We start from the raw sequence: 12,373 nt of genomic DNA, 5'->3' as shown, positions 1-12,373 counted from the left end.
ACCGCGTCATCGGCAACCGCCGCAATGTTGGAGAAGTTCCGTCGCGCATAGTCGCGTAACAATGAGGTCTCAGCGGGAAGGCCGGAGCATACGATGAGTTCATTGACCAGACTGCGACGTCGTATTATGACCCCCGACGTGCGGGAGACCAAAGTCAGCACGCGCGGATTCCACCTCAAGGACGAACAGGCCCGCGAGCGCCTCGAAACAGTCGGCAGCTCGTTCCTGCACGGATTCGGGGCCGCCGCGGAGGCGCACGGCCCGGCGGATGCGGCACCCACCGTCGAGGCCACGCCTGCCGCGTACCGGGGCTTCGCCTACGAGGGCGCCGCGATGGCCTTCGCCATCCGCGACGCCCTGCCCGGGCGGTCGCGGCACGTCGCGCGGTTCCTCGCCGACCACGACGAGCACGTCTACATGGCGTACGTCGGAGTGGGCTGGGCGATGGCCCGCCTGCCGCGTCTGCTGTGGCCCCGCCTGTACGCCCCGGACCCGCTGCTGCGCTGGCTCGTCCTCGACGGGTACGGGTTCCACGAGGCGTACTTCAGGACCGACAGGTACGTGCGCCAGCGGTATCGGCCGGCCACCTTCGCGTGGCCTGCCGACGGCCCCCGGGACTACTCGGTACGCGCCATCGACCAGGGCATCGGCCGGGCCTGCTGGTTCGTCGCCGGAACGGACCCGGAGCAGCTCGTCCGCCTCCTCGACGAGTTCCCCGCCGAACGCCGGCGCGACCTGTACGCCGGGGCGGGCCTCGCCGTCTGCTACGCGGGCGGCGCGAGTGAACGGGAACTGACCTGGCTCGCCGAGTGCGCGGGGCCGTACCGGCCGGACCTCGCGCAGGGCGCGTCGTTCGGCGCCGCGGCCCGGCTGCGCGCCGACCTCGTCACGCCGCACAACGAGCTGGCGACCCGTGTCCTCTGTGGCATGACGGTGAGCGACGCGACGCGGGTGACCGACGAGGCGCGGGTCGGGCTGCCCCCGGACGACGTCCTGCCCGCCTACGAGGTGTGGCGCCAGCGCATCAGGAATGCCTTCGACCCGTCGCCAGCGACACGAAAGCCGAGTGAGCAATGACAAGTATCGCCGTGGTGGGGATGGCGTGCCGCTACCCCGACGCCCGTTCACCGCAGGAACTGTGGGAGAACGCGATCGCGGGTCGCCGGGCGTTCCGGCGGCTCCCCGACGTCCGGATGAACGCCGACGACTACTTCGACGCCGACCCGGCCGCCCCGGACCGCTTCTACGCGCGCAACGCCGCGGTCATCGAGGGCTACGAGTTCGACCGGGTCGGCTACAAGGTCGCCGGGAGCACGTACCGGTCGACCGATCTGGCCCACTGGCTGGCCCTGGAGACCGCCGCGACGGCACTGGCCGACGCCGGTTTCCCGGCCGGCGAGGGCCTGCCCCAGGAACGCACGGGCGTCATCGTCGGCAACACGTTGACCGGTGAGTTCTCCCGCGCCAACCAGATGCGGCTGCGCTGGCCGTACGTGCGGCGGACCGTGGCCGCGGCGTTGCGGGCCGAGGGCTGGGACGACGAGAAGCTGTCGGCCTTCCTCGCCACCTACGAGGAGGCGTACAAGAGCCCGTTCCCGCCGGTGAACGAGGACACGCTCGCCGGCGCCCTGGCGAACACGATCGCCGGACGCATCTGCAACCACTTCGACCTCAAGGGCGGCGGCTACACCGTCGACGGCGCCTGCTCGTCGTCGCTGCTGTCCGTGGTGACCGCGAGCCGGGCCCTGCTGGACGGAGAACTGGACGTCGCGATCGCCGGCGGCGTCGACCTGTCCATCGACCCGTTCGAGGTCATCGGCTTCGCGAAGACCGGCGCCCTGGCCAGCGGGGAGATGCGGGTCTACGACCGCGCCTCCAACGGGTTCTGGCCGGGTGAGGGCTGCGGCATGCTGGTCCTGATGCGCGCCGAGGAGGCCGCCGAGGCGGGTCACCGGATCTACGCCTCGGTGGCCGGCTGGGGCGTCTCGTCCGACGGCCGCGGTGGCATCACCCGGCCCGAGGTCGACGGCTACCAGCTCGCCCTGCGCCGCGCGTACGACCGGGCCGGGTTCGGCATCGACACCGTCGGGCTGTTCGAGGGGCACGGCACCGGCACGAAGGTCGGGGACACCACCGAGCTCACGGCGCTGTCCAGCGCCCGCGAGACGGCGAATCCCGACGCGCCGCCGGCCGTCATCGGCTCGGTCAAGGGGATGATCGGTCACACCAAGGCCGCCGCCGGGGTGGCCGGTTTCATCCGCGCCGCGATGGCCGTGCACCACGAGGTGCTTCCCCCGAGCGTCGGCTCCGTCGACCCCCACGAGATCCTCACCGCCGACGGCGCCCGGCTGCGCACCCTGCGCAAGGCCGAGGCGTGGCCGAGCGCGGTCCCGGTGCGGGCCGGCATCACCGCCATGGGCTTCGGCGGCATCAACACGCACGTCGTGCTCGAACGCCACGGCCCGCGCCGGCCCGTGCCGGATCGCCGCGTCCGCAGCCTGGCCGCCTCCGCCCAGGACGCCGAGCTGCTGCTGGTGGACGCGGCCTCGCCCCAGGAACTGGCCGTCCGGCTCGCCGAGCTGAGCGACTTCGTGTCCGCGATCTCGTACGCGGAGCTGGGCGACCTGGCGGCGACGCTCCACCGCGACCTACAGGACCGGCCGTTCCGGGCCGCGATCGTGGCCTCGTCACCCGAGGAGGCGCAGCGGCTGTTGACCGCGGCCCGCGAGGCCGTCGAATCCGGCGAGGCGGCACTGATCCGCCCCGACGGCCGATTCCTGCTCGGGCACGTCAGCGGCCCGGCCCGGATCAGCTTCCTCTTCCCGGGGCAGGGTTCCGGACGCGGCGTCAGCGGTGGCGCCCTGCGGCGGCGGTTCGCCGAGGTCGACGACGTCTACCTGCGCGCCGCGCTGCCCACCGGCAGCGACGTCGTCGCGACCGAGGTCGCCCAGCCGCGCATCGTCGCCGGGTCACTGGCCGGGCAGCACGCCCTGGCACTGCTCGGCATCGAGGCGTCCACCGCGATCGGGCACAGCCTCGGCGAGATCGTGGCCCTGCAGTGGGCCGGTGTCCTCGACGAGGAGGCGCTCCTGCGCGTCGCAGGCGTCCGGGGCCGGACCATGGCCGGGTACAGCCAGGCCGGCACGATGGCCGACATCGGGGCGCCCCCGGAGACGGTCGACGGGATCATCGCGGGGCTGCCGGTGGTGGTGGCCGCCTACAACGGGCCCGAGCACACGGTCGTCTCCGGATCCGTCGACGCGATCGAGGCGGTCTGCCACAAGGCTCGGGCCGCCGGCCTGAGCGCGACGCGGCTGCGGGTCTCGCACGCCTTCCACTCCCCGCTTGTCGCGCCGGCCGCGGACACGTTCGCCGACGCCCTCGCCGGCGAGACCTTCCACCAGGTCGGCGCCCGGGTCGTCTCCACCGTCACCGGTGAGGTGCTGCCCGCCGGCACCGACGTGCGGGGCCTCCTGCGCCGCCAGATCACCGACCCGGTCCTGTTCAACCAGGCCGTCGCGTTCGCCGCCAAGAGCACCGACCTGTTCGTCGAGGTCGGGCCCGGGCGGGTGCTCACGGGACTGGCCACGACTGTCACGGACGTCCCGGCGGTCGCCGTGGACACCGACGACGACTCGCTCACGAGTCTGCTGCGGGTCGCCGGCGCCGCGTACGTCGTCGGCGCGGCCCCGGCCCCGGCGGCGCTGTTCGACGGGCGGTTCGTGCGGCCGTTGGAGGTAGGCGCCGCGTTCTCCTTCCTGACCAGCCCCTGCGAGCAGGCGCCGGAGCTCAGCGCGGCGATCGAGCGTGGGCCCACCACGGCCACGTCCACCACCACCACCGATCCGGTCGAGGTGGGGGAGGAGTCCACCGAGGACCTCATGCGGCGGCTCACCGCCGAGCGCGCCGAGTTGCCGATCGAACTCGTCCGGCCGGACAGCCGCCTGCTCGACGACCTGCACCTGAGTTCGATCACGATCGGCCAGGTGGCCAACCAGCTCGCCCAGCGTCTGGAACTGCCACCGGCGCAGATGCCGCTCAACTTCGCCACCGCCACCGTCCGGGAACTCGCGGCGACGATGGAGACCCTCGCGCGTACGGCCCGGGACAGCGACGCCACCGCCACGCCGGTGGTGGCCGGTGTGGCCGGCTGGGCGCGGCCCTGGCGGCTCGACCTCGACGAGGTGCCGTTGCCGGCGGTTCCCGGCGACGCCACCGCAGCGAACGGTCCGTGGCACGTGCACGCGTCGGCGGACCACCCGTTCGCCGCGGCTCTCGGCGCGGCGCTCGAACAGGCCGGGCTCGGCGGCGGCGTCCTGGTCTGCCTGCCACCGGACTGCACCGAGGAGCAACTGGAGCCGGCCCTGCGGGGAGCGCAGCAGGCCATCTCCACCGGCAGCACCCGCTTCGTCCTGGTCGGGCACGGTCGGGGCGCGGCGGCCATCGCCCGGACGTTGCATCTTGAGGCGCCGTCCGTGCGGGTCACCGTCGTGCACCTGCCGGCCGCCGGCGACCCGGCGGTGGAGCTGGTGGTGCGGGAGGTCGCCGCCACGACCAGCTTCACCGAGGTGCACCACGACGACGGGGTGCGGCGCGTCCCGACGCTGCGCGCGCTGCCGGTACGCCCCGCGGCGGCGGTGGCCCCGCTCGGCCCGGACGACGTGCTGCTGGTGACCGGCGGGGGCAAGGGCATCACTGCCGAGTGCGCCCTCGCCCTGGCCACCGACAGCGGCGCCAGCCTCGCGGTGCTGGGCCGTTCCGACCCCGCCGAGGACGCCGAACTGGCCGCGAACCTGGCCCGGATCGCCACCGCCGGTGTCACCGTGCGGTACGCCCGCGCCGACGTCACCGATGCCGCCGCCGTACGGCAGGCGGTGCAGGACCTCTCCGCCGAACTCGGGACGATCACCGGTGTTCTGCACGGCGCGGGCCGCAACGAACCCGCCGGCCTGACCAGCCTGGACCCGGCCGCGTTCCGACGCACTCTGGCACCGAAGGTCGACGGCCTGCGGGCGGTGCTCGACGCGGTCGAGAAGCCCCGGCTCCGGCTGCTCGTGACGCTCGGCAGCATCATCGGCCGGGCGGGGCTGCGAGGCGAGGCGCACTACGCCACCGCCAACGACTGGCTGGCCGAGGAGACCGTCGCCTTCTCCCGGGCGTACCCCGAGTGCCGCACCCGGTGCCTCGAGTGGTCGGTCTGGTCGGGCGTCGGCATGGGGGAGCGGCTGTCGGTGGTCGAGTCGCTCAGCCGCGAGGGCGTCACGCCCATCACCCCCGACCAGGGCATCGCGATCCTGCGGCGTCTGGTCGCGGACACCACCGCGCCGGTAGTGGTGGTGATCAGCGGCCGCACCGAGGGCATCCACACGGTCCGGTACCACCAGCCGGCGCTGCCGCTGCTGCGCTTCGTCGACCGCGCCCTGGTCCGCTACCACCAGGTCGAACTCGTGGTCGAGACGGAACTCAACGTCGGCACCGACCGCTACCTGGAAGATCATGACCTGGACGGCAACCTGCTGTTCCCCGCGGTCTTCGGGATGGAGGCCATGGCGCAGGTGGCCGCGGCCCTCTCCGGCGCCGACGTCCTCCCGGTCATCGAACGGGCGGAGTTCCTGCGGCCCATCATCGTCGCGCCCCACGGGCACACGAGGATCCGGGTGGCGGCCCTGGTCACCGACGACGACGTCGTCGAGGTCGCGATCCGCAGCGAGGAGACCGGCTTCACCGCCGACCACTTCACCGCCCGGCTGCGCCTCGGCGCCGACACGGTGCCCGACGGCCCTCCGGACCAGGTGCCGGACGGTCTCGCGCCGGCCTCGATCGCCCCGCTCGACGACCTGTACGGAGACACCCTGTTCCAGGGCGGCCGGTTCCAGCGGCTCCGGCAGTACCACCGGGCCGCCGCCCGGCACGTGGACGCGATAGTGGAGGCCGACGACTCGACTGCGTGGTTCGCCCCGTACGTCTCCGCGACGCTGCTGCTGGGCGACCCCGGCGTCCGCGACGCGCTCATGCACGGCAACCAGGTGTGCGTGCCGGACGCCACGCTGCTGCCCGTCGGCGTGGAACGCATCCACCCCGGCGGGGAGAAGCTGTCGTCCGCCCGCGAGCTGCGGTACTGCGCCACCGAACGCGAGCGCGACGGCGACACGTACGTCTACGACATCGCCCTGCGCACCGAGTCCGGAATGACCGTCGAGCGTTGGGAGGGCCTGCGGCTGCGCGCGGTCCGCAAGCAGGACGGCGCCGGCCCCTGGGTGCCACCGCTACTCGGCTCCTACCTGGAGCGTGTGCTCGGCGACCTCGGGCTCACCGGCGTCGCCGTCGCCATCGAGCCCGACGCGGTGTCACCCGAGCCGGGCGAGCACACCGCCACGCGCCGACGCAACAGCGTCCGCGCGGTCGGGCAGGCGCTCGGGCGGCCGGTCGAGATCACCTACCGGCCGGACGGACGGCCCGAGGTCGCCGGGGAGCACACCGTGTCGATCGCGCACGGCGCCGGGGTGACGCTGGCCGTCGCCGGGTCGGGCGTCCTGGGCTGCGACCTGGAGAGCGTGGCGCGGCGCAGCCCCGAGGAGTGGAAGGGCCTGCTCGGCCCCCACGCCGAACTCGCCGAGCAGTTGGCCGGCGACTCGGGCGAGGACGCCGACACCGCCTCCACCCGGGTCTGGACCGCTGTCGAGGCGATGCAGAAGGCCGGCCTGCCGATGCGCGGCCCACTCGTCCTGGGCGGTACGGCACGTCCCGGCTGGGTGCTCTTCGCCGCCGGTGGCGCTCGGGCCGCCTCGTTCGTCACGAGCCTGCGCGGCAGCGACGGACGGGTCGTCATCACTGTTCTGGCCGGTGCGGAGGGATGAGCATGGAGAGCTACTACGAGCTGCGGCACACCGTCGGGTTCGAGGAGACGAACATCGTCGGCAACGTCTACTACGTCAACTACCTGCGGTGGCAGGGCCGCTGCCGGGAGATGTTCCTGAAGGACCGGGCACCGACAGTCCTCGCCGACCTGCAAAACGACCTCAAACTGTTCACGCTCAAGGTCGAGTGCGAGTTCTTCGCCGAGATCACCGCGTTCGACGAGATCGCCGTTCGGATGCGGCTGCTCGAACTGGCCCAGACGCAGCTCGAATTCGGTTTCGACTACGTGCGGACCGGACCGGCCGGCGAGACACTCGTCGCCCGCGGCGCCCAGCGGGTCGCCTGCATGCGCGGCCCGAACAACCGGACCGTTCCCACCCGGGTCCCGGAGGCGCTCGAACGCGCTCTGGAACCGTACGCCGCCGCCGGGGTCCGACGATGACGACCTTCGGGACGGAAGAGTTGACGGACCCGGTGCTGATGCGCCGCGTCTGCGGGACCTTCGCCACAGGTGTCACGGTGGTCAGCGTCGGCGGGGACGAACCGCACGCCATGACCGCGAACTCGTTCAGCGCGGTGTCCCTCGACCCGCCGCTGATCCTGGTGTGCGTCGGGCGGGACGCCCTCATGCACCAGGCGCTCAGCCGGGCCGGCGCGTTCGGCGTCTCCGTCCTGGCCGCCGATCAGGAGGCGGTGGCGCGCTACTACGCCGACCGCCGCCGTCCACTCGGACCGGAACAGTTCGAGTTCACCGAGTGGCGGCCGGGCGCGCGGACGGCGGCGCCGTTGCTCGGCGGCGCCGCCGCCCACATCGAGTGCGAGCTCTGGCGGTCGTACGACGGGGGAGATCACACGATCTTCCTGGGCCGTCCGTGCGGGATGCGCCGGTACGACGACGGCGACGGCGAGGCCCTCGTGTTCCTCGGTGGCCGGTTCCGCCGGCTCGAGCGGGCGCCGTCGGCGGTGGTGGCGTCATGACCGCCGTCACCGGCCCGGCGCCGTCCCTTCCCGGTCCGTCGCGCGCGTCGGCCGTCAGCATGCTCATCACGATGGGCCGCGACCGCCTCGGCATGATGACGTCGGCGGCCGCCCGCTACGGCGACGCCGCGCTGCTGCCGGTCGGTCCGAAGGAGCTCTACTTCTTCAACCACCCCGAGCACGCCAAGCACGTGCTCGCCGACAACGCGGCCAACTACCACAAGGGCATCGGCCTGGTGCACGCCCGCCGGGCACTCGGCGACGGGTTGCTGACCAGCGAGGGTGAGCTGTGGCGCAAGCAGCGCCGGGTGGCGCAGCCGGCGTTCCAGAGCCGGCGCATCGCCCAGCAGGCCGGCATCGTCGCCGAGGAGGCGGCGGCCCTCGTCGGCCGGCTGCGGACGCTCGGCCGCCAGGGTCCGGTGGACGTGCTCCAGGAGATGACGGGTCTGACTCTCGGCGTGCTCGGGCGCACCCTGCTCGACACCGACCTCGGGCGGTTCCCGTCGATCGGGCGCGACTTCGCCGTGGTGCAGGACCAGGCCATGTTCGAGCTGGCGTCGTTGAGCGCCGTGCCGCCCTGGGTGCCGCTGCCGCGGCAGGTGCGGTTCCGGCGGGCCCGCCGCCGTCTCCAGACGATCGTCGACCAGCTCGTCGCCGAGCGCGGGAGCCACACCGGTGACCGCGACGACGTGCTGTCGCGGCTCATCGTGTCGGCCCGGGCCGAGCCCGACCCCCGGGTCGGACGGCAGCGGCTGCGCGACGAGCTCGTGACCCTGCTGCTCGCGGGGCACGAGACCACCGCCAGCACGTTGAGCTGGGCGCTCTACCTGCTCGACAGGCATCCCGAGGTGCGCCACCGGTTGCGGGAAGAGGCGGTCGCGGTGCTTGGCGACCGGCTGCCGACCTTCGACGACCTGGGCCGGCTGCGGTACACCGCGATGGTCATCGACGAGGTGGTACGCCTGTACCCGCCGGTGTGGATCCTGCCCCGCAAGGCGCTCGCCGCCGACATGGTGGGCGGGTACGCGGTGCCGGCGGGCGCCGACGTGCTGATCTGCCCCTACACGCTGCACCGCCACCCGGACTTCTGGGACCAGCCCGAACGCTTCGATCCGGAGCGCTTCGACCCGGCCCGCACCACCGACCGCCCGCGGTACGCCTACATCCCGTTCGGCGCGGGACCGCGGTTCTGCGTCGGGAACCACCTGGGCCTGATGGAGGCCGCCTTCGTCCTCGCCGTACTGGCCCGGGACCTGACGCTCACGACGGTCGCCACGCACACCGTCGTACCCGAGCCGATGCTGTCGCTGCGCATACGCGGCGGCCTGCCGATGAGCGTGCGTCCGGCGGACTGAGGACACCGCCGGGTGACCGCGGACCGCTGTCACCCACTACCGCACCACCCGAACGCCCGACCCGGCCGGGTCGGGCACCACCCGAGGGGGATCGTTGCCACCGAAACCAGTGGGTCCGCTGCGCAGACTCATTCCCGTCGTCTTCGTCCTGGTACTCGTCGCGGGGCTGTTCACGATCTCGCGGCTGCCGACCGCATCCGCGGCCGACCGACGCGCGATGGCGTCACAGTTCGCGTTCACCGAGATGCCCATCGCCCTGCCGCCGGGTCTGCCGCAGCGCACGATCCGGACGGTGAACCCGAAGTACGAGCACATCCGGTCCTGGATCTCGTCGGTGGGCGCCGGAGTGGCGGTCAACGACCTCGACGGGAAGGGCGGCGCCAACGACCTCTGCCTCGTCGACCCCCGCAGCGACAGCGCCATCGTGACGCCGGCGCCCGGCGGCGGCGCCCGCTACGCGCCGTTCGTGCTGGACCCGGCGCCGCTGCCGATGGGACCGGCGATCGCCCCGATGGGCTGCACACCCGGCGACTTCAACGTCGACGGCCGGACCGATCTGCTCGTCGTCTACTGGGGACGCACGCCTGTCGTGTTCCTGCAGACCGGAGACGCGGCGGACCTGAGCCTCGCGTCGTACCACCCGGTCGAGCTGATCCCGCAGCAGCAGACCGCCGACGGCCGCTACCACGGGCCACTGTGGAACACCAACGCGACGGCTGTCGCGGACTTCGACGGTGACGGCCGGCCCGACATCGGGATCTTCAACTACTTCCCGGACTCCCAGGTGCTCGACGCACAGGGCCTGCCGAACGTGCAGATGAACCACTCCATGTCCCGCGCGCAGAACGCCGGCGGGGCGCACATCCTGCGCTGGACCGCGGCCACCACCGGCGCCGAGCCGAGCGTCACCTACGAGCAGCAGAGCGCGATCGACCCCCGGTACGCCACCGGATGGACGCTCGCCTCGGCCTCCGCCGACCTCGACGGGGATCTGCTGCCCGAGCTGTACCTCGCCAACGACTTCGGCAACGACCGCTTCTTCCACAACGTGTCGGCTCCCGGCCGGATCAGGTTCGCCCTGGCCGAGGGACGCCGCGGCCCGCTGGACCCCAAGTCGCTGGTCGTGGGGCACGACTCGTTCAAGGGGATGGCCGTCGACTTCGCCGATCTGCGCGGCACCGGCCGGTTCGACGCCTTCGTCAGCAACATCACCGAGTCGTGGGGGCTGGAGGAGAGCAACTTCGTCTGGCAGAACACCGCCGCCAACCCGCAGGAGGCGCGGGAACGGCTCTCCAAGGGCATCGCTCCCTTCGAGAACAAGGCTTCGGCCAAGAACCTCGCCTGGGTCGGCTGGGGCTGGGACGTCAAGATGGCCGACTTCGACAACAGCGGACGCCTCGTCGTGGTCCAGTCCTGCGGCTTCGTCAAGGGCACTGTCAACCGGTTCAACTGGCTCCAGGAGTTGGCCGCCAGCAACGACCTGATGCTGCGCGAGCCGGACATGTGGCCCAACGCGCAGCCGGGCGACGACATCGCCGGCTCGAACGCGCTGGCGTTCTGGGCACCGGAGGACAACGGCCGCTACGTCGACCTGAGTCCGCAGCTCGGACTCGACGACCGGACCCCGACCCGCGGTATCGCCGTGGGTGACACCGACGGCGACGGCCGCCAGGACTTCGCGGTGGCACGCCAGTGGGGACCGCCCGCCTACTACCACAACACCAAGGCGCAGGTCGGCGACTTCCTCGGGCTGCGGCTGCACCGGCCCGCACTCGGCGCCGCCACGGGCAACGACGCCCGCACCCCGGCCTACGGCGCGCAGGCTCGGGTGACCACTGCCGACGGCCGCACCCAGCTCGCCCAGCTCGACGGCGGCGGCGGGCACTCCGGCAAGCGCAGCTTCGACCTGTTCTTCGGACTCGGTGACCAGGGCGGCACGCCCGTCACCGTCGAACTGAGCTGGCGCGACCTCGACGGTGTCCAGCATCAGCAGACCCTGCCCCTCTCCGCCGGATGGCACGACCTCACGCTCACCGACCGAGCCCAGGAGCTGACCACACCATGACGGACGTCAAACGCGCCCCGGTGGGCGTGACCACCACGGCCGAGGTCGCCGACGCGACCCGCAACGGCAGCGGACCCGACCGGGCACCGGCCGGCGTCGACAGGCGACCGCCCGTACCCCGGGTGGACAAGCGCGACCCCCGCTACCTGGCCCTGCGGAACTTCGCCATCTCCATGTCCATCCTCAACATCCTCGGCTACACGATCCTCGGGTTCGAGCAGCCCTGGACCTGGCCGCTGTTCGCCCTGGCGATCGGGTACACGGTCGAGATCGCGATCGAGGCGGTCGCCGCCCGCTCCCTGGGCCGCCGACCGGCCTACAGCGGCAACGGCGCGTGGGGCGTCTACACGTTCCTGCTGCCGACCCACATCACCGCGCTCGCCGCGAACATGCTGCTGTACGCCAACGACATGTTCTGGCCGATCGCCTTCGCCGTGGTCGTGGCCGTCGGGCAGAAGGCCGTGCTGCAGGCCCCGATCGCCGGACGCATGCGGCACTTCATGAACCCGTCGAACTTCGGCATCACCATCACGCTGCTCGCGTTCTCCTGGGTCAACGTGGCCCCGCCGTACCACTTCACGGAGAACGTGCCCGACGTCTTCCGGATGTTCATCCCGATGGTCGTGCTCACCGCGGGCACGATCCTCAACGCGATGCTCACGAAGAAGGTCGCGCTGATCGTCGGCTGGGTCGGCGGCTTCGTCATCCAGGCCCTGATCCGGCACTACGTCTGGGACGTCCAGCTCTGGTCGGCGCTGAGCATCATGACCGGGGTGGCGTTCGTGCTGTTCACCAACTACATGATCACCGACCCGGGCACCACGCCCTCCAAGCCCCGCTGGCAGTTCATGTTCGGCTCCTCCGTGGCCATGGTGTACGGCGTCCTGATGCTGTTCAACGTCGTCTACACCCTGTTCTTCGCGGTCACGATCGTGTGCCTGGCCCGGGGTCTGTTCTGGTGGGGCAGGTGGCTCGCCGAACGGCGTGGCGCCCGCACCCCCGTGCAGCCGGTGCCGCCGCCGGCGGCGGTGGAGCTGCCGATCGCCCGCTGACCCCGTCGGTCGCCCCGGACCGGCCGGCCGTCCTCCGCACGCGGGAAACCGCAAGCAGGAAGACG

At 72.4% G+C, this 12,373-nt stretch carries 7 protein-coding genes; all 7 read left to right on the top strand.

The features are described from left to right. The first annotated feature begins 93 nt into the window (after nucleotides 1-93). Entirely contained in the window at nucleotides 94-1,077 is a 984-nt protein-coding gene (locus tag ACLQ27_RS31505) for a DUF1702 family protein (protein ID WP_425870156.1), read from the top strand. Then, the gene (locus tag ACLQ27_RS31500; protein ID WP_425870154.1) at nucleotides 1,074-6,857 is read left to right on the top strand and encodes an SDR family NAD(P)-dependent oxidoreductase; all 5,784 of its coding nucleotides are present in this window, start codon (nucleotides 1,074-1,076) and stop codon (nucleotides 6,855-6,857) included. Before ACLQ27_RS31505 ends, ACLQ27_RS31500 begins: the two co-directional genes overlap by 4 nt. A gap of 2 nt (nucleotides 6,858-6,859) precedes the next feature. Then, entirely contained in the window at nucleotides 6,860-7,300 is a 441-nt protein-coding gene (locus tag ACLQ27_RS31495; protein WP_234582956.1) for an acyl-CoA thioesterase, read from the top strand. Next, nucleotides 7,297-7,836 (top strand): flavin reductase family protein, encoded by a 540-nt coding sequence (locus ACLQ27_RS31490; protein ID WP_234582918.1) that lies wholly within the window; start codon nucleotides 7,297-7,299, stop codon nucleotides 7,834-7,836. Before ACLQ27_RS31495 ends, ACLQ27_RS31490 begins: the two co-directional genes overlap by 4 nt. Continuing rightward, nucleotides 7,833-9,191, top strand: coding sequence for a cytochrome P450 (locus ACLQ27_RS31485; RefSeq protein ID WP_425870152.1), 1,359 nt, complete (start codon nucleotides 7,833-7,835; stop codon nucleotides 9,189-9,191). Before ACLQ27_RS31490 ends, ACLQ27_RS31485 begins: the two co-directional genes overlap by 4 nt. A gap of 94 nt (nucleotides 9,192-9,285) precedes the next feature. Beyond that, entirely contained in the window at nucleotides 9,286-11,256 is a 1,971-nt protein-coding gene (locus tag ACLQ27_RS31480; RefSeq protein ID WP_357574504.1) for a CRTAC1 family protein, read from the top strand. Next, nucleotides 11,253-12,308, top strand: coding sequence for an enediyne biosynthesis protein (locus ACLQ27_RS31475; protein ID WP_357495349.1), 1,056 nt, complete (start codon nucleotides 11,253-11,255; stop codon nucleotides 12,306-12,308). Before ACLQ27_RS31480 ends, ACLQ27_RS31475 begins: the two co-directional genes overlap by 4 nt. Nucleotides 12,309-12,373 lie beyond the last annotated feature (65 nt).

It is taken from the genome of Micromonospora sp. DT63, from assembly GCF_049841615.1.
Lineage (GTDB): Bacteria > Actinomycetota > Actinomycetes > Mycobacteriales > Micromonosporaceae > Micromonospora.
This window is presented reverse-complemented; position numbering and strand designations above follow the sequence as displayed.

Excerpts from the sequence above, each read along its gene's own strand:
- ACLQ27_RS31475 (WP_357495349.1), top strand. The coding sequence starts at position 11,253 with ATGACGGACGTCAAACGCGCCCCGGTGGGCGTGACCACCACGGCCGAG.
- ACLQ27_RS31495 (WP_234582956.1), top strand. The coding sequence starts at position 6,860 with ATGGAGAGCTACTACGAGCTGCGGCACACCGTCGGGTTCGAGGAGACG.
- ACLQ27_RS31500 (WP_425870154.1), top strand. The coding sequence starts at position 1,074 with ATGACAAGTATCGCCGTGGTGGGGATGGCGTGCCGCTACCCCGACGCC.
- ACLQ27_RS31505 (WP_425870156.1), top strand. The coding sequence starts at position 94 with ATGAGTTCATTGACCAGACTGCGACGTCGTATTATGACCCCCGACGTG.
- ACLQ27_RS31485 (WP_425870152.1), top strand. The coding sequence starts at position 7,833 with ATGACCGCCGTCACCGGCCCGGCGCCGTCCCTTCCCGGTCCGTCGCGC.
- ACLQ27_RS31490 (WP_234582918.1), top strand. The coding sequence starts at position 7,297 with ATGACGACCTTCGGGACGGAAGAGTTGACGGACCCGGTGCTGATGCGC.